At 64.1% G+C, this 21,658-nt stretch carries 22 protein-coding genes; 7 read left to right on the forward strand and 15 right to left on the reverse strand.

Translation table 11 applies throughout. The features are described 5' to 3' along the window. Positions 1–136 precede the first annotated feature (136 nt). Both KUL25_RS17105 and mutY read right to left on the reverse strand, forming a co-directional pair. On the reverse strand, positions 137–1,270 hold the full coding sequence (locus KUL25_RS17105) for an alkane 1-monooxygenase (protein WP_257894021.1): 1,134 nt from the start codon (positions 1,268–1,270) through the stop codon (positions 137–139). Next, positions 1,257–2,306 carry an A/G-specific adenine glycosylase gene (mutY, locus tag KUL25_RS17110; protein WP_257894022.1) on the reverse strand — a complete coding sequence of 350 codons (1,050 nt, stop codon included), beginning with the start codon at positions 2,304–2,306 and terminating at the stop codon, positions 1,257–1,259. The genes KUL25_RS17105 and mutY overlap by 14 nt, the downstream gene beginning before the upstream one ends. Positions 2,307–2,463: 157 nt before the next feature. Here mutY and KUL25_RS17115 point away from each other — a divergent pair, with 157 nt between their 5' ends. After that, the gene (locus KUL25_RS17115) at positions 2,464–2,925 is read left to right on the forward strand and encodes a DUF721 domain-containing protein (RefSeq protein ID WP_345791004.1); all 462 of its coding nucleotides are present in this window, start codon (positions 2,464–2,466) and stop codon (positions 2,923–2,925) included. 11 nt (positions 2,926–2,936) lie between these two features. Beyond that, the gene (locus KUL25_RS17120) at positions 2,937–3,620 is read left to right on the forward strand and encodes a DsbA family protein (RefSeq protein WP_257894024.1); all 684 of its coding nucleotides are present in this window, start codon (positions 2,937–2,939) and stop codon (positions 3,618–3,620) included. Positions 3,621–3,708: 88 nt separating this feature from the next. Here the strand turns inward: KUL25_RS17120 and lpxK are convergent, their stop codons facing one another. From lpxK to KUL25_RS17150, 6 genes are all read right to left on the reverse strand, one after another. Then, entirely contained in the window at positions 3,709–4,698 is a 990-nt protein-coding gene (lpxK, locus tag KUL25_RS17125) for a tetraacyldisaccharide 4'-kinase (RefSeq protein ID WP_257894025.1), read from the reverse strand. Beyond that, a complete protein-coding gene (locus KUL25_RS17130) occupies positions 4,698–6,017 on the reverse strand; it encodes a 3-deoxy-D-manno-octulosonic acid transferase (protein WP_257894026.1) in 1,320 nt (439 codons plus the stop codon). The genes lpxK and KUL25_RS17130 overlap by 1 nt, the downstream gene beginning before the upstream one ends. A 6-nt stretch (positions 6,018–6,023) precedes the next feature. Further along, entirely contained in the window at positions 6,024–6,269 is a 246-nt protein-coding gene (locus KUL25_RS17135) for a DUF4170 domain-containing protein (protein WP_257894027.1), read from the reverse strand. A gap of 433 nt (positions 6,270–6,702) precedes the next feature. Then, positions 6,703–7,491, reverse strand: a complete 789-nt coding sequence (locus tag KUL25_RS17140; protein WP_257894028.1) for an inositol monophosphatase family protein — start codon at positions 7,489–7,491, stop codon at positions 6,703–6,705. Continuing rightward, positions 7,478–8,827, reverse strand: a complete 1,350-nt coding sequence (locus KUL25_RS17145; RefSeq protein WP_257894029.1) for a TldD/PmbA family protein — start codon at positions 8,825–8,827, stop codon at positions 7,478–7,480. The genes KUL25_RS17140 and KUL25_RS17145 overlap by 14 nt, the downstream gene beginning before the upstream one ends. 110 nt (positions 8,828–8,937) lie before the next feature. Then, positions 8,938–10,428, reverse strand: coding sequence for a DUF2125 domain-containing protein (locus KUL25_RS17150; RefSeq protein WP_257894030.1), 1,491 nt, complete (start codon positions 10,426–10,428; stop codon positions 8,938–8,940). Between the two features lie 154 nt (positions 10,429–10,582). Between KUL25_RS17150 and KUL25_RS17155 the strand changes: the two genes are divergently transcribed. The 3 genes from KUL25_RS17155 to KUL25_RS17165 all read left to right on the forward strand — a co-directional run bounded on the left by KUL25_RS17155 (position 10,583) and on the right by KUL25_RS17165 (position 13,220). Then, positions 10,583–11,332, forward strand: a complete 750-nt coding sequence (locus KUL25_RS17155; protein ID WP_068357387.1) for an SDR family oxidoreductase — start codon at positions 10,583–10,585, stop codon at positions 11,330–11,332. A 28-nt stretch (positions 11,333–11,360) separates the two neighbouring features. Further along, positions 11,361–11,972 (forward strand): enoyl-CoA hydratase/isomerase family protein, encoded by a 612-nt coding sequence (locus KUL25_RS17160; RefSeq protein WP_257894031.1) that lies wholly within the window; start codon positions 11,361–11,363, stop codon positions 11,970–11,972. Positions 11,973–12,044: 72 nt separating this feature from the next. Then, positions 12,045–13,220, forward strand: coding sequence for a TIGR03862 family flavoprotein (locus tag KUL25_RS17165; protein WP_257894032.1), 1,176 nt, complete (start codon positions 12,045–12,047; stop codon positions 13,218–13,220). A gap of 60 nt (positions 13,221–13,280) precedes the next feature. Here the strand turns inward: KUL25_RS17165 and KUL25_RS17170 are convergent, their stop codons facing one another. The 5 genes from KUL25_RS17170 to KUL25_RS17190 all read right to left on the reverse strand — a co-directional run bounded on the left by KUL25_RS17170 (position 13,281) and on the right by KUL25_RS17190 (position 18,548). Then, positions 13,281–13,883, reverse strand: a complete 603-nt coding sequence (locus tag KUL25_RS17170; RefSeq protein ID WP_257894033.1) for a glutathione S-transferase family protein — start codon at positions 13,881–13,883, stop codon at positions 13,281–13,283. Further along, positions 13,883–14,914, reverse strand: a complete 1,032-nt coding sequence (gene holA / locus KUL25_RS17175; protein ID WP_257894034.1) for a DNA polymerase III subunit delta — start codon at positions 14,912–14,914, stop codon at positions 13,883–13,885. The genes KUL25_RS17170 and holA overlap by 1 nt, the downstream gene beginning before the upstream one ends. Before the next feature lie 13 nt (positions 14,915–14,927). Continuing rightward, positions 14,928–15,428: an LPS assembly lipoprotein LptE gene (gene lptE / locus KUL25_RS17180; protein WP_257894035.1), complete on the reverse strand. Its 501-nt coding sequence runs from the start codon at positions 15,426–15,428 to the stop codon at positions 14,928–14,930. Further along, on the reverse strand, positions 15,415–17,982 hold the full coding sequence (gene leuS / locus KUL25_RS17185; RefSeq protein WP_257894036.1) for a leucine--tRNA ligase: 2,568 nt from the start codon (positions 17,980–17,982) through the stop codon (positions 15,415–15,417). The genes lptE and leuS overlap by 14 nt, the downstream gene beginning before the upstream one ends. An 83-nt stretch (positions 17,983–18,065) precedes the next feature. Next, the gene (locus tag KUL25_RS17190; protein ID WP_257894037.1) at positions 18,066–18,548 is read right to left on the reverse strand and encodes a DUF3576 domain-containing protein; all 483 of its coding nucleotides are present in this window, start codon (positions 18,546–18,548) and stop codon (positions 18,066–18,068) included. Between the two features lie 491 nt (positions 18,549–19,039). Here KUL25_RS17190 and KUL25_RS17195 point away from each other — a divergent pair, with 491 nt between their 5' ends. Further along, positions 19,040–20,071 (forward strand): porin, encoded by a 1,032-nt coding sequence (locus tag KUL25_RS17195; RefSeq protein WP_257894038.1) that lies wholly within the window; start codon positions 19,040–19,042, stop codon positions 20,069–20,071. Between the two features lie 71 nt (positions 20,072–20,142). Next, the gene (locus KUL25_RS17200; RefSeq protein ID WP_257894039.1) at positions 20,143–20,796 is read left to right on the forward strand and encodes a YggS family pyridoxal phosphate-dependent enzyme; all 654 of its coding nucleotides are present in this window, start codon (positions 20,143–20,145) and stop codon (positions 20,794–20,796) included. Positions 20,797–20,814: 18 nt separating this feature from the next. Here KUL25_RS17200 and KUL25_RS17205 read toward each other — a convergent pair whose 3' ends face one another. Both KUL25_RS17205 and KUL25_RS17210 read right to left on the reverse strand, forming a co-directional pair. Beyond that, a complete protein-coding gene (locus KUL25_RS17205; protein ID WP_257894040.1) occupies positions 20,815–21,321 on the reverse strand; it encodes a L,D-transpeptidase family protein in 507 nt (168 codons plus the stop codon). A 9-nt stretch (positions 21,322–21,330) separates the two neighbouring features. Next, positions 21,331–21,618 carry a DUF1330 domain-containing protein gene (locus KUL25_RS17210; protein WP_257894041.1) on the reverse strand — a complete coding sequence of 96 codons (288 nt, stop codon included), beginning with the start codon at positions 21,616–21,618 and terminating at the stop codon, positions 21,331–21,333. Between the last annotated feature and the right edge of the window lie 40 nt (positions 21,619–21,658).

Here is a 21,658-nt window from a genome sequence, read left to right on the forward strand (position 1 = left end):
CTGCCAAGCCCCTCCTCGAGGGCCAAGCCCTCTCCTCGCAGCTGGACCCTCCTTCATCTTGCCAAAAAAACTTTCAGGGGGTCCGGGGGATGAAATCCCCCGGCTGGTCGCCCTGCGCAAGCTGGGGGAGACCCGGTCAGCGCGGCGTCGGATGGGTCAGCTTGTTATAGGCCTTCCACTCGGTGATCTCCGGATAATACATCGCCCGCCACCGCCTCACGCGCGGGTTCATCACCCGCTTCCATAGGGGCGGGATCATCGCAGCGGCGGTCATGACCGGATAGCCGTAGGGGAACTGCGGCGCATCGGCCTCGGTATAGTTCTGCAATAGCGGAAACCGCCGGTCCGGCTTGTAGTGATGGTCCGAGTGCCGTTGCAGGTTGATCAGCAACCAGTTCGAGGCCTTGTGGGCCGCGTTCCAGGAATGCCTTGGCTGGACGTGTTCATATTTCCCACCGCCCAGATGTTTGCGGGTCAGCCCGTAGTGCTCGATGTAGTTTGTCAGCTCCAGCTGCCAGACGGCGGTAAAGGCCTGCCCCACGAAAAGCGCCACGCCGACCCAGCCGCCGATCAGAAATGCCAGCGCGACGAAGGCCGCTTGCAGGGCGATGTAGCGCCAGAACGGGTTGGCACCGTCCCAAGCGGGCAGGCCCTTGCGCGCGAGCATGGCTTTCTCGGCCTCCCAGGACGATCGGTAGGATTGCCGCAACACGCGGGGGAAGAAGCGGTGAAAGCCCTCGTTATAGCGCGCCGTCACCGGGTCGCGGCCGGTGCCGACATAGCGGTGATGGACCAACAGATGCTCGGACCGGAAGTGGCTGTAGAGGACACTGGCCAACAACAGATCGCCCAACCAACGTTCAAGCCTGGACTTCTGGTGCATCAACTCGTGGGCGTAGTTGATACCAATGGTGCCGCCCGCGACGCCAAGGCCGAAGGCGATGCCAGCCAACTCTCCGCCGCTCAGGTGATCGGCGCGGGTCGCATAGTAAATCACCCAGAAAAGCGTGGCGAACTGCAACGGTGGCCACAAAAGCGTGATGGCACGATACCAGAACAACTGATCTTCGGAGGTCGTCAGGTCCGCATTCTCCAACTCCAACCCCGCAATTTGATCGAGGATCGCAAACAGCCACCATGTCGACAGCGGGACGATCACCAGCCACCAACCGCCCTGAGTCGCCACGAAGACGATTAGGGGGATCAACAGAAGGCTTGCCCAGAATGGCAGCGCGCGGTGGAGCTTGGCGACGGTTTCAGCCGGAATCATCTCTCGTCTCACTCAGGTTGTAGGCTTTGCGCATCAGAGTAGGCAGGGAGGACGGCTTGAATAGGGCGCGGGGCATGAATTCGCCCCGCTGCGGCGACGTGTCCAAGGTGGCCTCGGCCAGACGCAGGGCAAGGCGTAGATGGAAATGGGTGAAGGTGTGGCGGACCTCAAGGCCGGGATCGTGCCAGTCTGCCGCAAAGGGCGGCGCTTCTGTCGGGGTCTGGGACCAGTCGCTGGTGGGAAAGGCCAACATGCCCCCCAGCAGGCCTTTTTCGGCCCGCGTTTCCAGCAAGATCGCGCCATCGGCGCGGCGCGCGACATAGACGTAGCCCTGCCGTGTGGGCTTGGGCTTTTTCGGCGCTTTCCTGGGCAATTCCGCCGCGATGCCCGCCTTGCGCGCGGCGCAGGCCCGCATTAGCGGGCAAATCCCGCAGGCGGGTGATTTCGGGGTGCAGATCGTGGCGCCAAGGTCCATCAGCGCCTGGGCGTGATCGCCGGAACGCGCCATTGGCGTCAGCCGCGTGGCGTGCTCTTTGAGGGCTGGTTTGCTGCCGGGCAACGGGTCGTCCACGGCGAAAAGGCGGGCCATGACACGCTCGATATTGCCGTCCATGACGGCGGCGGGCTGTTGGAACGCAATCGAGGCGACGGCCGCAGCGGTATAAGGGCCAACGCCGGGCAGGGTCAGCAACTGCGCCTCTGTCTGCGGAAACTGACCACCATGCTCGGCCACCACGGCGCGGGCGCATTTCAGAAGGTTACGGGCCCGTGCGTAGTAGCCAAGGCCGGCCCATTCGCCCATCACCTCTGCATCTTCTTCCGCCGCAAGGGCGTGGACAGTGGGCCAGCGCGCGGTGAACCGCTCGAAATAGGCCTTCACTGTCACCACGGTGGTCTGCTGCAACATGATTTCGCTAAGCCAGATCCGATAGGGATCGGCGTTTTCGCCCGATTGCGGGGGAACCCGCCATGGCAAATCCCGCGCGTGCGCGTCATACCAGTCCAACAATGCGCGCCCTATCTGATCTTCACGCACCCGTTACCCATCCTGTGTCGCTTGTTATTGGTTAGCACCGTGTGAAGGCATAGAGTGCGCAAAGAGAAAGGTTCAACCCATGGCCTCACGGCAATCATCACGGCCGACAAAGACGCCCCAGCAAAACCCGCGCCGCAGGCGGGGGTTTGAGCGTGCCGTGACGCTGGTGGGGCCTGAGTTGAAAACGCCCGCCGAAAAGCGCGGCTTTGCCGAAACCAAGCTGTTGACCCACTGGCCCGAAATCGTCGGGCCGGACATCGCGGAAATGGCGGTGCCGGTGAAGGTGAAATTCGGGCGCGGCTTCGGCGGCACGCTGGTGTTGCTGACCACAGGGGCGAAGGCCCCGTTGTTGGAGATGAGCCGCGAGGCGATCATCACTCGTGTCAACGCCTGCTACGGCTATTCGGCGATCAAGGACGTGCAGGTGACGCAGACCGCCCCCATGGGGTTTGCCGAGGGGCAAGTGGCGTTCACTGCCGCCAAGCCGAAAGCCAAAGCCACCCCAGACCCAGCGCGCCTGGAAAAGGCCACCCAAGGTCTTGATCAGATCGATGATCCCGTGTTGCGCGATGCCTTGCGAAAGCTGGCCGGGAATATAGTAATGCAGTCAAATCGTTAAGGAGAATTCTCATGGATCGCAGAGCCATGTTGTTAGGCGGCGCCACGGGCGTCCTGGGCGCGGGCGCCTACCTGGTCTGGAATGGCCGAGGAGGTCTACGCTTCCAGACGGAAGCGCCGTTGACGCCGTTCACGGCGGCCAATGCGCAAGAGGTGACCGACCTGCCCGACGTGGCCGAGATGTCGAAGGGCAACCCCGACAGCGGTGTGACCCTGATCGAATACGCCAGCTTCACTTGCCCCCATTGCCGCACGTTCCACACCAATGTTCTGCCAGAGCTGGAGCGGGACTACATCGAGCCGGGCCTGATCAACTTCATCTACCGTGAGGTATATTTTGACCGCTACGGTCTTTGGGCGGGCATGGTTGCACGCTGCGGCGGGCCGCTGCGCTACTTCGGTATCGTGGACCTGATCTATGCGCAGCAAAGCGAATGGACCCAAGGATCACCCGCAGAGATCGCCGACAACCTCAAGCGCATCGGGCGGACAGCGGGCCTTTCGAATGAAGAGTTGGACGCTTGCATGACCGATGCCGCAATGGCTCAGGCGATGATCGCCAACTACGAGGCGCAGATGGAGATCCACGAGATCCCCGGCACGCCCGCCCTTGTGCTGAACGATGAGTTGCACGGCAACATGAACTACACGGAACTGAGCGGACTTCTGGACGCCGCCATCGAAGCTGCGGGCTAACGCCTGCGCCCCGCGCCTGTTTGTGGTGCGGGGTGCTTCGTGCTGCGGCCTTTGGGGCGTCGCCAAGTGCCTTGGCGGTGTGGCCGTGTCAGGCGGTGGCCAAGATCCGATCCAGCGCCGCGTCCAGCGGGCTCCAGTCATCCACCTGCAGGCGGACGGGAACGGTCATCACCTGGGCCCGGAACTCGGGCGAAAGGCGCACGGCGTCTTTCTCGGTCGTCACGACTTGGGCGCCGCGCTGGTACGCTTCGCGCAGGAGGCGGGTCATCAACGTATCGCTAAGCGGCTGGTGATCGGCCAAGGCGTGGGTGGCATGCAGATCCGCGCCAAGGCTGCGGAGGGTCTGAAAGAACTTTTCCGGGTGGCCGATGCCTGCAAAGGCCAGAACAGGAAGCCCATCCAGGGGCAGCCCCGTCGGCAGGGGCTCTAACGCGCCGGTCAGATGGGGCAGGGTGACGCGGGCGCCCCATGCTTTCTTGAAACGCTGTTGTGCAACATCCGGCCCGATGCTCAGGACCATGTCGGCGCGCCCCAGGCCGACGTCAATCGGCTCTCGCAGGGGGCCTGCGGGGATCACGTATCCATTGCCGAAGCCGCGCCAAGCATCGACAACGATGACGGACAGGTCGTAGGCCAACGCGGGGTTCTGGAACCCATCGTCAAGGATCAGGCACTCGGCCCCGGCCGCGACGGCGGCTTGCGCCCCGGCCAACCTGTCCGCTGACACCCATGTTGGCAGGAAGGCGGCCAGTAGCAACGCTTCGTCCCCGACATCATTTGCGGTATGCGCGCGCTCATCGACGCGGATTGGCCCCTCAAGCTTTCCGCCGTAGCCGCGCGTGACGGCATGGGCCGCGACGCCGCGATCCGCCAGCCTTTGCGCGACGGCGATCGCCGTAGGGGTCTTGCCTGTCCCGCCCGCGTTGATATTGCCAATGCAAATGACCGGGACGCCGACGCTTGCGCGCGCGCCCCTCCGCAACCGCCGCGCCGTGCCTGCCGCATAGAGCGCACCGAAAGGCGACAAAAGCCCCGACAGAACGCCCGAAGGCTCGTGCCAGAAGCCCGGTGCGCGCATCAGCGTGTCTCCGCCCCAAGGCCTTTGGGCGAGGTTTCGTGCGCTTCCAGCGTGTCGATGATCAGCGCCAAGGCGCGATCTGTCACATCCGCCCCGTCCGAGATCACTTGCCACGCGGCCGCCGCCATGGTGGCCGCCTCGTCAGGGTTGAGAAGCCGCGACACCTGCCCCGCCAGCTTGTCAGGCGACGACACCATGCGCGCCGCGCCGCCGTCCCGCAGACGGTCGTAGATGTCGACGAAGTTGGTGACATAGGGCCCGTGCAGAATGGCTGAGCCGAGGGCTGCGGGTTCAAACGGGTTGTGCCCGCCGATGGCCACAAGGCTGCCGCCCACGAAACTGATCGGCGCAAGGCGATACCACAGGCCCATCTCGCCCATGGTGTCGGCAAGGTAGACAGGCGCTTCGTCCATGGGCAGCTCATCGGCAGAGCGGCGGGTATGGCGCAGGCCGTCGGCCTTCAACAGGGCGGCGATCTCATCGCCGCGCTGCGGGTGGCGGGGCGCGAGGATGAGCAGCAAGCGCGGTGACGAGCGCATCGCCATCCGATGGGCTTGCAGCACCATCTTTTCTTCGCCGTCATGGGTGGAGGCGGCAAGCCACACTGGCCTTCCGGCCAGCTTGGCGGCCATCTCGGTACGGTCGTTTTCGTCGCACGGCAGGGCGGCGGCGCCTTCCTTCAGGGTCCCCATGACCTTCATCCGATCCATCGGCATCCCCAGACGCCGCAAGTAGACCATCGTCAGGTTGTCCTGCACCAGCGCGGTCTGGAACCGCTCCAGCAGGCTGCGGGCCATGCCTTTCGCGAAGCGCCACTTGTCGTGACTGGCCTTGGACATGCGCGCGTTCAGCAGCAGCATCGGGATGTCGCGGGCGTGGGTTTCAACCACCAGCGTCGGCCACAGCTCACTTTCCGTCCAGATCGCCACATCGGGCTTCCAGTGGTCCAGAAAGGCGGTGACGAAGGGCTTGGTGTCGAGCGGCACATAATGGTGGATCGCGCGTTCCGGCAGACGCTCGGCCATGACGGCCCCAGAGGTCACGGTGCCTGTCGTGACCAGCACATGCAGGTCATCGCGCTCGTCCAGCAGGCGGCGGATCAGTTCCAGCACCGCCAGCGATTCCCCGACGGAGGCTGCATGGAACCAGATCAGCGGCCCCTCGGGGCGCGGCACTCTTGCGATGCCGCGACGCTCGTCCAGCCGGTCGCCGTCTTCTTTACCCTCGGCCAGCCGCTCTTGCAGCTTACGCTCGGCGAAGCGTCGCGCGCCCCGTGCCGACCACGCCAGATAAAGGCCAAGGAGGAAGGATCGCGCCATGGTGGCTTAGCTACCCAGTTCTTCCGTCGGAGAGGCTTCTGTCGCCTCGTCCCGCAGGCGGTGAATATGGGCGATGAAGTAGCGCATGTGGGCGTTGTCCACCGTGCGCTGCGCTTCGGATTTCCACGCGTCGTAGGCGGATTGATAATCGGGGAACATGCCGACGACGTGGATGTCCTCGGGGTTCTCGAACTCCGTCTTCGAGGGGTCTTTGAGCTCTCCGCCGAAGACGAGGTGCAGGCGTTGGGGCATGGGGATCTCCTGAATCTGGATGTCGAGGGCACCCTTACAGCATGCCGCTTGGAAGTGGGAACCGGTTTTGAAGGTCGCAGGCATGTGGGCGCGTAGTGCGCTTGCCCGGTGTGGGCGTCAAGCGGGGTTTCCGTTGTGATGTAAGGAGACCCTTACTCGCGCGGGTGGCAGGCAAACGGTAGTGTTCAAGGGCAAGCACAACTGACGATCGAAAGATTTCGCCACCCCATTTTCCAAAGACTCCCATAGCTGCCATGCCCTTTTCAAAATCCCCTTCTCTCCTGGCCTCGCTTTTGATTGTCGTTGTGTTTGCAACTGCGCCTACGGGCGCTTCTGCCCACACCAATGCCTCGGCTGAAGAGGAAGATTTTTCCGCCAGCCGGATCTTGGCCACGGGCCCCCTGAACATCGTGGTTTTTCGGGTGTCAGGCCGCTAGTGCGGAGGGGGCACGCGCCGCTCCAACAGCTGTGCATGCACGTCCCCAGATGCCGCCAACACCCCGTCCACCTGCGCGCTTGGACCGTTGAATTGCAACGGACGCCCGAAGCCGTCTGTCACCACGCCGCCTGCTTCCGCGATGATCAACGCGCCGGCTGCGATGTCCCATTCCCATGTCGGGCGGAAGGTCATCATCGCGTCGAACCGGCCTTCGCCCACCAGGGACATCCGGTAAGCCAGTGACGGGCGGTAGGCTCTGCCGATGACCGGCACGTCACCGTGCCAATGGCTCGGCTGCATGTTGCCCTTGGTGGTCAGCGCCGTGGCGTCGGCCAAGGTCGTGGTCTGTGTGACGCGGACCGGAGAGTTGTTCAGCGTGCTCCCACCCCCCAGGTGGGCGGCATACATCTTGTCGTGCATCGGCAGGAACACGGCAGCTGCGGTGACGGCTCCGTCCCGCACCACGGAGAGGGAATGAGAGAAACTCTTGCCGCCTTCGATGAACGCGCGGGTGCCGTCAATCGGATCGCAGATGAACACATGCTCATGGGACAGGCGCACGTCGGTGTCTTCTGTCTCTTCCGACAGCCAGCCGTAGTCTGGCCGCGCCGCGCGCAGGGTGTCGTGCAGCATCGCGTCGATGGCGATGTCGGCGACGGTCACAGGGTCGTCCACGCCCTTGTCGTAGACCTTAAGGTCAGTTCCGAAGTGCTGCTTCGCGATCTCGCCGGCGCGCAGGGCGGCGTCGATCAGCAGCTTCAGGTCTTCTTCAGGCCCCGGCAATCGTCAGCCCCTCGACCAGCAGCGACGGCACTACGCGGCTGAGGTGCGCGCGCCCGTCATTGGCGGGGGTCAGGCCCCGCAACATGTCGCGCAGGTTCCCCGCGACCGTGCATTCGTTGACCGGATAGGCGATTTCGCCGTTCTCGACCCAGAAGCCCGATGCCCCACGAGAGTAATCGCCCGTGGTCGCGTTGATCGATGACCCGATTAGCGAAGTGATCAGCAGGCCCGTCCCCATGTCTTGCAACAGCGCCTCACGGGTCAAAGTGCCCGGCGTCAGCCGCACGTTTCCGACCGACGGAGACGGAGGTGCCCCCGTGCTGCGGGTGGCCGAAGCGGTAGAGGTCAGGCCCAGTTTGCGGGCCGTGGCAAGGTCCAGCGTCCAGCCGGTCAAGATGCCGTCCGATACGATCAGGCGCTCCATCGTGGCCAGCCCCTCGGCGTCGAACGGACGGCTGGCAGAGGTGCGCGGGCGGTGGGGTTCTTCGATCAGCGAAAGGCCCTTGGGCAGCACCTGCTCGCCCAAAAGGTCCCGGGCCCAGGATGCGCCGCGTGCAATCGCCGTGCCGTTGGAGGCGGCCAGAAGGTGGCCGATCAGCCCGCCTGCCACCCGCTCATCGAACATCACCGGAAACGCGCCGGTGGGCGGTTTCTTCGCGCCCGCGCGGGCCACGGTGCGTTCGGCCGCAATGCGCCCGACCTCGGCGGGGGACATAAGGTCGCCCGCATGGTTGCGGCCGTCACCGAAATAGTCCCGCTCCATCGCGGCGCCTTCTCCGGTGATCGCGATGCAATGGACGCTGTGGTCCGTACGCTCATAGCCGCCTGCGAAACCGTTGCTGGCCGCAAGGAAGATCTGCCGCCGGGAAAAGCCCGCGCCTGCGTCCGACACTTGCGCCACGCCGTCGACGGCAAGGGCTGCGGCCTCGGCCTCCAGCGCCATCGCCTCCAATGTGGCCGGGGAGGGATCCGCGCCCGCATCGTTCATGTCCAGCGCCGCGCCATCGCGCACGGCGCTTAGCTGGTCCGTCTCGGCAAGGCCCGCGTAGGGGTCTTCCGGGGCAAGTCGCGCCATGGCGACGGCGCGCTCGGCCATTTCGGTGATTGTCGCGGCGGAGGTATCCGAGGCCGACACGCAAGCCTGCCTTTTGCCCACCAGAACCCGCAGGCCCATGTCGATGCCCTCGGATCGTTCGGCCTGCTCCAACGCGCCGTTCAGCACGCCAATGCTGACAGAGGTTCCGTCCACCACAAGCGCATCGGCGGCGTCGGCGCCCGCGCGGGTGGCGGCCTCCAGAAGGGCATGGGCAAGGTTTGGCAGGGGCGTGTCGGTCATGGGCATCCTCTCGGGGTTGCTTGGGAGGTAGAGCCGCAACCGGGGGCTTGCAAGCAAAACGGCCCGAAGCACGTGCCCCGGGCCGTTCAAAGTGACGTTTGATACAGGGATTACTGCAGTGGCACGCCGTTCGCGGTGATCGTGCCATCGGCGCCGAATTCCACCGTCGTCTCCAGCGTATCGGGCGTGGCGCCGGGGCGGGCGAAGACGTTCGCCATACCCATCACCATGCCGCTTTGGGCGGGTGGCACGACGCCGCCTGCGACCAAGGCCTCCATCAGCGCGTTGCCGCCTGACAGTTGCAGATCGGCAGAGCCGACGGGCATCGGGATCAACTGGTTAGGCGCGAAGCTGAAATCGGCGGTGCCCGAAAGCTCTGCCCCGCCTACCGACAGGTTCAACTCGTTGACCGTAATGGCGCGCAATTCGCCCGGCGGACCGGTCATTGTTTCGGGGTCAAGGCCCATCAGGTCGACGAACAATTGCACCTGTCCCGTGGCGTCGAACAACAAGCTGGCCGGATCACGGGGCAGGGCCTGTCCCGGGTCGATCATGCCCAGAACGGACTCTCCCACCATAAGGTCTTGAATGCCAAGGCGCATTCCCATGTCTTGTGGGGTGTCGCTCGCGGCCATGGGCACGGACAGCACCAACTCACTGGACCCGACAGAGATTTCAACGGGCACCGGGATCTCGGTCCCGGTGATGGTAGCGCGCGCGCCGGACGCGGCGATGTCATAGCTGATCGCCTCGGACGAAATCGATGCACCGATGGCGCCACCCTCGTTGGAATAGATCGCGGCGAAACCTTCTCCGGGGGCCTCGAACTGCATCTCAAGACCCATGGAGGCGTAGGCCGTGGACCCCGAAAGCTCGAAGCCTTCGGGAAGGGTGCCTTCCAGCTGGTTCATGTTGGTCAGTGACAGCAAGGTGCCTTCGCTGGTCGCTTGCATCGGCCCGATGACCAGCCCGGCCTTGAATTCCCCCTCTTCGGGCGGCGGCGGGAGGATCTCCATCACCATGGTAAGCCCCCCCACGGACCCTTCCGAGGTGAAGCGCTGCGTCGCGGGGTCGGTGCCCATCACGTTGTAGGTGGTGGCGATGTCGGTCATCACCATATCCAGTTCGATCGTGGGCGGTGGTCCATCGCCGCCCCAAAGCTCTCCCTCGGTGACGGTGATGCGGTCAGCAGTATAAGCATAGCTCCGCGCGCCCGCATCGCCCGAGATCGTCATTTCCAGGTTCTCATGGCGCAAGAGCACCTCGATATTGGCGGGCGGATCGCCGGGGTCGATCTCGAAGGTGAAGGTCATGGTGTAGAGGTCAGAGTAGGTGACGCTGACCGTGCCATCGGAATTTTCGACCAACACGATTTCGTCAATGGTCCCGCGTGTGCTGACGGCCTCGTCCTCATAGACCGTGGTGAAATTGGACAACGTCAAACCGTTGTCGGTTTCAGTCACTTCGGCAGTGACGGTCTGGCCTGCGGCCTCGGCCTGCGCCTGCCACTCGGCCCATAATTCGGTGGCCACAGTTTCGGCCATCGCGGGCGAGGCAGCGGCAAGGGCGAGGGAGGAAAGCGTGTAACAAAGTCGTTTCATCGGAGGGGTTGCTCCAGCAAACAAGGGTGTAAAGCCCGAATGATCAATGGCCGCGCGCCGGGCGTCAAGTAAGGATCGCCGGATATGGCTGGTCGCCGCCGATTGGGGGCGCTACGTTCCGCGCAACTAAGCGGATGCGAAAGGGGAAAGCGACATGGCGCATGTGGTAGAGGGAAAAGTAGTCGCGATTACCGGGGCAAGCCGAGGCATCGGCGCGGCTGCGGCACGCGAATTCGCAAGTCTTGGCGCGAAGGTGGTGCTTCTGGCGCGCTCCCGCGATGCGATTGCGGAATTGACCGGAGAGATCGGCGAGAATGCCTTGGCCGTGCCCTGCGACGTGGCCCGCTACTGGGAGGTCGAGGCCGCGTTCCGCGCCGCCGTGGAGACCTTCGGCGCGCTTGACGTGGTGATCAACAACGCCGGCGTGATCGAGCCCGTGGCCCGGATCGAGGACACCGATCCGGGTGCCTGGGGGCAGGTCATCGACATCAACCTGAAGGGCACGTTCAACGGCATCCGCGCGGCTTTGCCACATATGACCCAAGGCGGCACGATCATCGGTATTTCGTCGGGCGCGGCGACGAACCCGTTGGAAGGCTGGTCACACTACTGCGCCTCCAAGGCGGCGGCCTTGATGTTGACGCGGTCGCTGCACAAGGAGATGGGCGATCGTGGCATCCGCGCTTTGGGCCTGTCGCCCGGCACTGTGGCGACGCAGATGCAGGTGGAGATCAAGGCCACGGGCATGAACCCGGTGGCGCAGTTGGAATGGTCTGATCACATCCCGCCCGAGTGGCCCGCAAAGACGCTGGCCTGGATGTGTACCGAGGCCGCCGATCCATACCTCGGCGGAGACATCTCGTTGCGAGATGAAGCTATTCGCGCAGCGGTCGGCCTCGCATGAGCCAATGCGCAACAGGAGGCAGCCCGTCATGATCGACGTCCATGACAAAGACGGCCTGCGGATCGTCACCCTCAACCGTCCCGACAAGGCCAATTCCTTGACGACGGCCATGTTGACGGACCTGCGCGACGTCTTCTCGGATAGCCAATCCGCGCGCGCCCTGATCCTCACGGGTGCTGGCGCCAAGGTCTTTTCCGCCGGAGCGGATCTGGAGGAAGCCCACGCAGGCCTCGCCACGTCGCCGCTTTGGGAACAGGTCTCCGGTGCCCTCGCCGCCCTGCCGTGCGTGACCATTGCCGCGCTTAATGGCACGCTGGCAGGGGGCGCGTTCGGCATGGCGCTGGCCTGCGATCTCCGCCTTTGCGTGCCGAGCGCGAAATTCTTCTACCCCGTCGCCAAACTGGGCTTCCTGCCGCAACCCTCCGATCCCGCGCGCCTCTCGACGCTTATCGGCCCGGCCCGTGCGAAACTGATCCTTCTGGCCGCCGAGAAACTCTCCGCCGAGGAGGCGCTTTCCTTCGGCCTCGTTGACCGTATCTGCGCGCCCGAAAGCCTGCTCACCTCCGCCCGCGCTCTCACAGAAGCGTCCCTTGCGGGCACACCCGAAAATCTCCATGGCATAAAGTCCATGATCCCCTAGGCGCTCCGCCTCCTTTTCATCTTGCCTTTACCACTCCGGGGGTTTGGGGGCTGGCCCCCAATTGCACACCACATGCCCAATACATCCATTGACGCCCTCGTCATCGGCTCCGGCCCTGCAGGCCTCATGGCCGCCGAGAGCCTGGCCAACGCGGGCCGCACCGTCACGATCATCGAGGGCAAGCCCTCGGCGGGCCGCAAGTTACTGATGGCGGGAAAATCCGGCCTCAACCTCACCAAGGATGAGCCGTTGGAGACGTTCATTCGCGCCTACGGCAGTGCCGCCGATTGGCTCTATCCGATGATCGCGCAGCTTGATCCGGTGGAGGTTATGGCCTTCGCAGAAGATCTCGGTCAGCCTGTCTTCACGGGCACAACGGGCCGCGTCTTCCCCAAGGCGATGAAGGCCTCGCCGCTCCTGCGCGCGTGGCTGCAACGGCTCGACGCGACCATGCATCTACGCTGGCGCTGGACCGGTTTTGACGGCGACGCGCTGACGTTTGATACGCCCGACGGGCCGCAAACCCTTGCCCCCAACGTTACCGTCCTCGCCCTTGGCGGCGCCAGCTGGTCGCGGTTGGGTTCCGATGGTGCCTGGGCTGATATCCTTGCCGACAAGGGCGTCGAGCTGGCCCCGTTCAAGCCCTCCAACATGGGGTTCACGGTGGCATGGTCCGAGCATATGGCCCCGCACTTTGGCACACCCCTCAAGAACATTGCCCTGATCGCAGGCGGTACGCGCCACCGGGGCGAGGCCGTCATCTCGCACCGGGGCCTGGAGGGTGGTGGTATCTACGCCGTGTCGGCCGCCGTGCGTGACGGCGGGGATCTGGCCTTCGATCTGTTGCCGGACCGCCCCGTGGAAGGCCTTGTCAGTCGCCTTCGCAAGCGCCCCAGGAAACAGACCTTGACCAAGGCGCTGACGGGCCTTGGGCTCGACCCGCTCAAACGCGCGCTGTTGCAGGAGTTCGCCCGCCCCCTGCCAGAAGATCCCGCCGCCCTTGCCGCGTTGATAAAGGCGCTTCCGGTGAAACACCAAGGCCCCCGCCCGATCGACGAGGCGATCTCCACCGCAGGCGGTGTCCCGCAGTCCTCTGTCACCCAGGGTCTGATGTTGGAAGCCATCCCCGGCATGTTCGTCGCCGGAGAGATGCTGGATTGGGAGGCGCCCACGGGCGGCTACCTGATCAACGCTTGCCTCGCCACGGGCCGTTGGGCCGGGCGTTACGCGGGGATGTACCACCCGTAGACCGGGCTTCAGCCGGGGAACGCGCTCAAGGTGCCCGAAGTGCGGGAGCGCAGAAAACAATCAACTCCCGGCCGCCAAAGCCCGCTTGAACGCTGGACGCGCGCGCATCATGGCATTGTGCGCCAAGAGCCTTTCATTGGTGACCTCGAACTTTGCGCTGCCCGCCCATCCCATGCAATGGGACAACAGGATATCGGCCAGCGACATCTCGGATCCCATGACAAAGGGCTCCTCGGGATCCATCCGCTCCGCGATCGCGTGCTGGTTGCGCCCAAACTCCCACCGCAGCGAGTCCTTCACGCCGGCCACGCGCTGTTCTTCGGGCAGGATGAATGAATGCCGCGCGGCGGCCCAGAGAACAGCGTCGATCTCATCATTCAGAGCATTCACAAAGGCATCCTGCTGCGCGCGCGCCATGGAGCCCGCCTTCGCGGTGAGGGCCCCGTGCTTGTCGGCCAGATACGTCATGATCGCCACCGAATCGGGGATCACGACGCCATCTTCCACCAGTGCGGGCACTTTGCCGGTGGGGTTGTAGGCGCGCACCTCGTCGCTGCCGGGCATCGCATTCACAACGGAATAGGGTTGCCCCAGCTCTTCCAGCATCCACAAAACCCGCATCGCGCGCGACCGCGCGCCGCCGATCACCACATAGTCGCTCATTATCGTTTCCCTCGTCCAGGCAGCATTGCCAACCTGATCAATGTTCGTTCCATCACCGCCATCTGCGGGGCCGTACTGGCCGAGCGCAGGGTCAGATCCGTTTCCACCAGCAGTGACAGCGCTGTCTCCAGCGCGCCCTGTCCCCAGCGACCCGCTTGTCGTGCCATGCGGTCGCGACGGGGGCCGAACACGGGCGGGCGCATCGCTTGCAGCCCGGCGGCGGGGCCGTTGGGGTGTATCGCGGCGGCATGCAACGCACGGAAGTGGCGCAGCGCGGCGATGCAGAGCGAGACGGGTGTTGTCCCCTGTTGCTTCAGGCGCATGAGGATCGGGCCGATGGCGCCGGTCTCGGCTTCTGCGGTGGCGTGGAGAATGTCATCCAGCTCGGCCTCGCGCGTCAGGGGGGCTACGGCTTCGATATCGGCGGGCATGACCGGGGTGGCATCGCCGCGCTTGTAGAGCCCCAGCTTGTCGATCATCTGCCGAAAATCGCCGGGGCCAATGGAGCGCGCCAGCGCCTCCAGATCCACCATCGCTTCGCGGTCGGCGTCGGTGATCTGGGCCGCTTTCAGCATCTCCTCGATCTCGGCGCGGCCCGGCGGGTCGTCGTAGATCGCGGCGGCATAGGCCAGCTTGTTGCCCTCGAACACTTTGCGGAGGGCGGATTTTGCCGTCAGCCGCCCGGCGGTGGCGATGATCTGGGCATCGCCTTGCTGCCATTCGTCGAATGCGGTGGTGAACACCTTGGAAAGGCCATCGGTCGCGCCTTCCACCAGAACCGCGCGGGGGCCGGGAAAGAAGCCCACGGCCTTCACGGCGTCCAGTAGCCCCGCGCTGTCGGACCGCAGGTCTGCGCCGGTCATGCGGGTCAGGCGCATCTCTTCCTCGGCGTTTGCCCCCAGAAGTGCGGCCATAAGGTCCTGCCGCTTCAACGCCACGCGCATGGCGTCATCGCCGAAGATCAGGCACCCGGCGGCCGATGTGTCGGGGCGCTTGAAATAGGCGTTCGCATCGCGGGTCGAGAGTTTCATGGGCGGCGGGCGATCAGGACCAAGACGCGGCCCCCGCGATCAGCCGCGTGACCACTTGATCGGCCAGCGCTATCGCAAGGCGGTCTTCGGCATCGCGGCGGGCGGATTCCGTGGCCACAGGCGATTCTGTCGTGGCATAGGAGGTGAACGTCGACACCTCTCCGGTCTGAACGGTGCGACCTGTTCCAGCCTCGCGCACCGTGAAGGTTAGGGTGCCGACAAGGTTGATCCGGTTGATCACGGCGTCCTCGTCAATGGCGAGGTTTCGCGTGGTTCGGTCGATCACGTAGTCCAGCATGTAGTTGGACCCGGTGCCGAGGCGGTCTTCCAGACGGGCGACCAATTCGAATTCCAACCGCGAGGCCGGGTCTGCCACGCGAATCTGGTTCCGGATGATCTCTCCGCTGCCGCCGGGCCCATAGACGGGCTGGAAGTTGCACGCCGCCAAGGGCAGCGCGCTGAGCGACAGCAGAAAGGCTCGTCGGCTTGATAGTCCAAGTCTAGATAACGACATTCACGATCCGTCCCGGGACAACGATCAGCTTCTTCGGCGCGGCCCCATCAAGCGCCTTGACCACAGCGTCGTCTGCAAGCGCGATCTTTTCAACCTCTTCCTTGCTGGCGTCTTTGGCGACCGTGATCTCGGACTTGCGTTTGCCGTTGATCTGGATCGGCAGCGTGACAGTGGACTCCACCAGCATCGCCTCATCAGCTTGCGGCCAGGGGGCGTTGGCGATCAGGCCCTCGCCGCTTTGGTGCGCCCAGATGTCTTCGGACAGGTGCGGGGTCATCGGCGACATCAGCTGCGCCAGCACCATGATCGCTTCGCGCTGTGCGGCGTGGGACGCCTTGGATTTGTTGAGCGTGTTGGTGAAGGCGTAAAGCTTGGCGATGGCCGCGTTGAAGCCGAAGCTTTCGACGCCGAGCGTCACGTCGCGGATGGTTTTGTGCATCTCGCGCAGCAATTCATCATCACCCTCACCGCCGGATTTGTCCATGGCGGCGATCCGGTCGCACAGGGACCAGACCCGGCCCAAGTGCTTGTAAGCGGCTTCCGCGCCGCTCGCCGTCCATTCCACGTCCCGCTCAGGCGGCGAATCGGACAGCACGAACCAGCGGGCGGTGTCCGCGCCGTATTGTTTGATGATCTCCACCGGGTCCACGACGTTGTTCTTGGACTTCGACATCTTGGCTGAGGGGATGATCTCGACCTGCGTTCCATCTTCGAGGAACCCACCACCGTCGCGCAGCTCCACCGTTTCGGGGTAGTGGTAGACGGGGCGGCCCGCGTCGTCGGTCGTCTTGTAGATCGCGTGGGTGACCATGCCTTGGGTAAACAGCGCGTCGAAGGGCTCGATCGCTTTTGCAGGCAGGTGCCCGGTGATGTGCATCGCGCGGGCGAAGAAGCGGGAATAGAGCAGGTGCAGGATCGCGTGCTCGATCCCGCCGATGTATTGGTCGACGTTCATCCAGTATTCGGCCTCGGCCTTGGAGGTCGGCGTCTTGGCATGGGGGGCCGTGAAGCGGGCGTAGTACCAGCTGGAGTCAACGAAGGTGTCCATCGTGTCGGTTTCGCGCAGGGCGGGCTTGCCACAGGCGGGGCAGGGGGTGTTGCGCCACGTTGGGTGGCGGTCCAGCGGGTTGCCGGGGACGTCGAAGGTGACATCGTAGGGCAGCTCGATGGGCAGGTTCTCTTTCTTCTCGGGCACGACGCCGCAAGCGTCGCAATGAACGACCGGGATCGGGCAGCCCCAATACCGTTGCCGTGACAGACCCCAATCGCGCAAGCGGAACTTGGTGACGCCCTGGCCCACGCCTTCGGCCTCGCAGAAGGCAACGGCGGCGTCGATGGCGTCATTGCCGGATTGCACTTCCTCACCAGCAAAGCCACGTGTGTAACGAACCGGGTCGGGCTTGGGCGGCACATAGGCATCGCCGCCGTCTTCGGGCAGAATGTGGCCTTCGTCATTCACCGGCACATAGGTAGAGACGACGGGCAACTCGTACTTGCGGGCGAATTCCAGATCCCGCTCGTCATGGGCGGGGCAGCCGAAGATCGCACCTGTTCCGTAGTCCATCAGGATGAAGTTGGCGATGTAGACCGGCAGTTGCGCCGCCGTGTCGAACGGATGTCGCACGCGCAGGCCGGTATCCATGCCCATCTTCTCGGCCGTCTCAACCTCGGCGGCCGTAGTGCCGCCCTTGCGACATTCGGCACAGAAGGCGGCGATGTCCTCGCGCTCCGCTTCCAACTGCTTTGCAATCGGGTGATCCGGGGAGATGCCGACAAAGCTTGCCCCCAACAGCGTGTCAGGACGTGTGGTATAGACCTCGATCCGGTCATGGCCGCCCAACGGCTCTATCAGGCCAAAGGCAAACTGAAGCCCGCGCGATTTGCCGATCCAGTTGGCCTGCATCAGCTTGACCTTGGCGGGCCAGTTATCCAAGCCGTCCAGCGCCTCCAGCAATTCATTGGAGTAGTCAGAGATCTTGAAGAACCACTGAGTCAGCTCCTTACGCTCGACCTCTGCGCCGGATCGCCAGCCCTTGCCGTCCTCCACCTGCTCATTGGCCAGAACAGTCATGTCGACCGGGTCCCAGTTCACGACGGCATTCTTGCGGTCGATCAACCCGGCTTTCATCATGTCGAGGAACAGCGCCTGCTGCTGGCCGTAGTATTCCGGATCGCAGGTCGCCAGATCACGCGACCAATCGATGCTGAACCCCAGCGGGCGCATCTGGTCGCGCATGTCGTCCATGTTCTTGTAGGTCCAGTCCTTGGGGTGAATGCCGCGGTCCATCGCAGCGTTCTCGGCAGCCAGACCAAAGGCGTCGAAGCCCATCGGATGCAGAACGTTGTGCCCCATCGCCTTCTTGTAGCGCGCGATGACGTCGCCCATCGTGTAGTTGCGTACGTGGCCGATGTGGATGCGCCCACTGGGGTAGGGGAACATCTCCAACACGTAATACTTGGGGCGGTCGCCCTCCATCGTGGCCGTGAAGGTCCCGGCGTCTGCCCAGGCCTTTTGCCACTTCTTCTCGATCTCGGAGGGGTCGTAACGGGACATCTGGGTATTCCTTGGACGGGTAGAACATGAAAACGCCGGGCTGAATGGCCCGGCGTGTTGTTAAGCGGTCACGTGGGGTAGGTCTAGAGATTGCCGTCGGCAACCCGTAGCTGCCGCGCGCGGGTCAGGATGGCGTCTTCCACCTGGCGCGCGGTCTCGCGGCTGACGGCACTGCCGCCGCGCCCGTGCAGGGCGACGCGCAGGCTGCGGGCCTCCAGCGCGGGGTCGCTGACGTAGACGGTCGCGCGGTAGGCGCGATTGCCCCCCGGAGGCGTCGCATAGCCGAACACCAGAATGCCGGTGAACGGGTCCGCCACTTCCAGCGGCATGAAGTCGAGGATCTCCAGCGAGGCGCGCCAGAGATAGCGATTGACCTCGACCGTGACCGAAGGGTCATCCGTGTTGCCGAACAGATCCCAGATCGTTTCGCGGTCGGAAGCCAGAAGCAAACCTTGCTCCTCAAGCGCCGCGTTGGCAGCCTCGCGGTTGTTGGCAAAACCGTTACAGGCGGCCAGCGCCCCGATCATCAAGGCAAGGCCCAGAAAGTTTGCACATCGTTTCAACATCTTCACCGGTCCCGCCCAATTCGTTGCGGAAGTTTTATAGAAGCGCCCTGCATGCGGCAAGGGGCGCTTTGACCGCGCCGCGCAGCCCGCGTCAGCGGTCCCTGTGGGCACGTCGCACGGGACACTTCTTATATACAGCGTGAACCGACCAGCAGGGCGGTCCGTACTTTGGGCGCTTCGATTCGCCTTGCATCCATGCCGAGTCGCGCAGGGGCCAGGCGTCTTTACCGGACCCGGTCTTACCCCGCGCTCAAGGCGGGTTGAGAGGCTGTAAACCTGCATAAACCCCAATAACCTTTGATTTATTGCCCGGGGTCGCCGCTTGTCCAATTGCAGGACTGTGACAAGTCTGCACCACGCGGGTGCGAACCTTTCCGGCGCGTCTGAGCCATTGTTGCAATCAGAGGGGTGAAAGGCGAAACACCATGCATACCCAATGCGGGCGTTCCGCTTTGGGGTTAGTCTTTTCAAGTGAACACAAGGGAAAAACCATGAAAAAGGTTCTCTTCGCATCCACGGCGCTCGTAGCGACCGCTGGTATTGCAGCGGCAGACGTCGCGATCAGCGGCTATGCAGAAATGGGTGTCCGTGGCGGCTCCGGCACGACCATCACACAATTCATGCAGGACATCGACGTTCGCTTCACCCTCTCCGGTGAAACCGACGGCGGCATCACCTTCGGCGCAGGCGTTGACCTGGACGAAAACGCTGGTGGCTCCAACACTGACGACGCAGGCGTTGCAGTCTTCGTCTCCGGCGACTTCGGTACGCTGACGCTGGGTGACACCGACGGCGGCTTCGACGCTGGCATGCAGGAAGTCAACATCGGTTCCGGTGGTTCCATCGCGGACAACGAGACCGGGCACGCTGGTTACTCCGGCAACTCCGGCCTCGACGGCGTGTATGATGGGCAGATCCTGTCCTACCGTTACTCCGTCTCCGGCTTCACGATCACCGGCTCCATCGAGATGGATGACGATGCAAACAGCGGCGCAGCTGGTCCTTTCGGTCAGGCAGCTCTGACCACTGCTGACGGCCTCACCGGCGACGCCATCTACGGCATCGGTGCATCCTACGCCGGTACTTTCGGCGGCGGTTCCTACACCATCGGTGCTGGTTACCAGACCACTGCTGACTACGACGCCGCAACTGCTGGCGCCCAGGACCTCACCATCATGGGTGTGTCTGCAACGGTTGCTCTGGACTCCGGTCTCTCCGCAGGCATCAACTACTCCCAGATCTCGACGTTTGTTGTGAACGGCGACGGCACGCACACCGCTTTCGGTGCTTCCTACGCATTCGACGCCATCACCCTGCACGCCAACTACGGTCAGTTTGACTGGGATGCGGGCGCAGCAGTTGCCGACACCAACGGTTTCGGTCTGGCAGCAGCCTACGACCTGGGTGGCGGTCTGAACGCACACCTGGGCTACGGCTCCAGCGAAGTCACCGCTGTGAACGCTTCGACAGCAACTCTCGGGACCTCGTCGACCTGGTCCTTGGGTCTGTCCATGTCCTTCTAATCCAACCGGATTAGTCTGATTTGGGAAGAGCGGGCCTTGTGCCCGCTCTTTTCTTTTGGTGAACCTGCACCATGGCTTTGTCTGACATCACCTCCCGTATCTCCGCTGCTGCGCAGGCCCATGGCCGCGATGCCAGCGACATCACCCTGATTGCTGTTTCCAAAGTGCAGCTGCCCGAACGCGTGGAGGCCGTCCTGTCCGAGGGCCACCGCATCTTCGGCGAGAATCGCGTGCAGGAGGCCCAGGGCCGCTGGCCTGCCTTTCAGGAACAATTCGACGGCATCGACCTGCATCTGATCGGCCCCTTGCAAACCAACAAGGCCCGCCAAGCGGTGGAGATGTTCTCAACGATCCACACCGTGGATCGCCCCAAGCTTGCCAAACGCCTTGCCGATCTGGCGCAGGAGCGGGGCAGTTGCCCCGACCTGTTCATTCAGGTGAACACCGGCGAAGAGCCGCAGAAGGCAGGCTGCCTCCCGTCCGAGGCCGACGCCTTCATCGCGCAGGCGCGTGCGATGGATCTGCCGCTGCTGGGGCTCATGTGCATTCCGCCAGTGGAAGACGAGCCGTCGCTGCATTTCGCGCTGCTGGCCAAGATCGCCGCGCGCAATGGGCTGAAGGGTCTGTCGATGGGCATGTCCTCCGATTTCGAGACGGCCATCGCCCAGGGCGCCACCCACATCCGCGTCGGCTCGGCCATCTTCGGGGAACGGGTCGCTCCGTAGATCGGGCCTTGGCCCAGTCTACGCCAGGGTGCTTGGCACGATCAGGCGGGTTCCGGTGCCGATGCGGGGGACAATCCAGCGCAAGTGCCTTGGGCTGACGCCGACGCAGCCCTCGGTCGACCGGCCCGGTCCGCGCCATTGATGGATAAAGATGGCAGAGCCCTTTCCGGGCTGCGCATCGGGCCAGTTCCAGTCGGTGATCAGTACGATGTCATACAGCGGGTCACCCCTCGCCAACCGCTCGGCAGAGCCATCGTAGGGGCGGCGCACCATCAGGTTGTAGTCGTCCAAACGCGCGTCATCAGACCAGAGGTCATGGGGGCCGATTGGCACCGCCCAGTCGCAGGGCTTCGGGCCGCGGTCGGCGCGGTAGAGGCACCCGACGATACGATGCACGCCCACGGGGGTCGCGCCGTCGCCTTCACGCTTGTCGTGGACCACGCCGCCGCGCCCCACGGTGAAGGGCAGCCGCGCGCCCCAGAAGCGCAGGCCGGAAGGGGTCAGAACGATATCTTCAGGGGACATGGCGCGCGCTCAGAGACCTTCCACGATCCGTAGATCTGTATCTGCCGCGGCCTGCCGAATCGCCTTGGCATCCGTGTAACCTTGGGAGTCGTAGAACCTTCGCGCGGTCTCTACGTCGTCGAATTCAACGACAATCGACATCCCCTGACGGTCGCCCTCGCGCACCTCGGGCGAGAGATCGCGCACCAGAACGCGGCCGCCGAATTCGGCCACAACGGGGGCAGAGGCCTCTGCGAAACGCATCATCCCGTCCATGTCATGGGCGCGTATCGTCGCGATGATATAGCCTTTGGGCATGGGGTCCTCCCGGTTGGTTGCGCCATGTCGTGGCCGTGAG

Source organism: Gymnodinialimonas phycosphaerae, assembly GCF_019195455.1.
Classification (GTDB): Bacteria; Pseudomonadota; Alphaproteobacteria; order Rhodobacterales; family Rhodobacteraceae; genus Gymnodinialimonas; species Gymnodinialimonas phycosphaerae.

Excerpts from the sequence above, each read along its gene's own strand:
- KUL25_RS17190 (WP_257894037.1), bottom strand. The coding sequence starts at position 18,548 with ATGTTGAAACGATGTGCAAACTTTCTGGGCCTTGCCTTGATGATCGGG.
- KUL25_RS17160 (WP_257894031.1), top strand. The coding sequence starts at position 11,361 with ATGATCGACGTCCATGACAAAGACGGCCTGCGGATCGTCACCCTCAAC.
- KUL25_RS17205 (WP_257894040.1), bottom strand. The coding sequence starts at position 21,321 with ATGTCCCCTGAAGATATCGTTCTGACCCCTTCCGGCCTGCGCTTCTGG.
- KUL25_RS17135 (WP_257894027.1), bottom strand. The coding sequence starts at position 6,269 with ATGCCCCAACGCCTGCACCTCGTCTTCGGCGGAGAGCTCAAAGACCCC.
- KUL25_RS17145 (WP_257894029.1), bottom strand. The coding sequence starts at position 8,827 with ATGACCGACACGCCCCTGCCAAACCTTGCCCATGCCCTTCTGGAGGCC.
- KUL25_RS17105 (WP_257894021.1), bottom strand. The coding sequence starts at position 1,270 with ATGATTCCGGCTGAAACCGTCGCCAAGCTCCACCGCGCGCTGCCATTC.
- KUL25_RS17120 (WP_257894024.1), top strand. The coding sequence starts at position 2,937 with ATGGATCGCAGAGCCATGTTGTTAGGCGGCGCCACGGGCGTCCTGGGC.
- KUL25_RS17170 (WP_257894033.1), bottom strand. The coding sequence starts at position 13,883 with ATGAGCGACTATGTGGTGATCGGCGGCGCGCGGTCGCGCGCGATGCGG.
- KUL25_RS17200 (WP_257894039.1), top strand. The coding sequence starts at position 20,143 with ATGGCTTTGTCTGACATCACCTCCCGTATCTCCGCTGCTGCGCAGGCC.
- KUL25_RS17165 (WP_257894032.1), top strand. The coding sequence starts at position 12,045 with ATGCCCAATACATCCATTGACGCCCTCGTCATCGGCTCCGGCCCTGCA.
- KUL25_RS17155 (WP_068357387.1), top strand. The coding sequence starts at position 10,583 with ATGGCGCATGTGGTAGAGGGAAAAGTAGTCGCGATTACCGGGGCAAGC.
- holA (WP_257894034.1), bottom strand. The coding sequence starts at position 14,914 with ATGAAACTCTCGACCCGCGATGCGAACGCCTATTTCAAGCGCCCCGAC.
- leuS (WP_257894036.1), bottom strand. The coding sequence starts at position 17,982 with ATGTCCCGTTACGACCCCTCCGAGATCGAGAAGAAGTGGCAAAAGGCC.
- KUL25_RS17130 (WP_257894026.1), bottom strand. The coding sequence starts at position 6,017 with ATGGCGCGATCCTTCCTCCTTGGCCTTTATCTGGCGTGGTCGGCACGG.
- KUL25_RS17195 (WP_257894038.1), top strand. The coding sequence starts at position 19,040 with ATGAAAAAGGTTCTCTTCGCATCCACGGCGCTCGTAGCGACCGCTGGT.
- KUL25_RS17150 (WP_257894030.1), bottom strand. The coding sequence starts at position 10,428 with ATGAAACGACTTTGTTACACGCTTTCCTCCCTCGCCCTTGCCGCTGCC.
- lptE (WP_257894035.1), bottom strand. The coding sequence starts at position 15,428 with ATGTCGTTATCTAGACTTGGACTATCAAGCCGACGAGCCTTTCTGCTG.
- KUL25_RS17210 (WP_257894041.1), bottom strand. The coding sequence starts at position 21,618 with ATGCCCAAAGGCTATATCATCGCGACGATACGCGCCCATGACATGGAC.
- lpxK (WP_257894025.1), bottom strand. The coding sequence starts at position 4,698 with ATGCGCGCACCGGGCTTCTGGCACGAGCCTTCGGGCGTTCTGTCGGGG.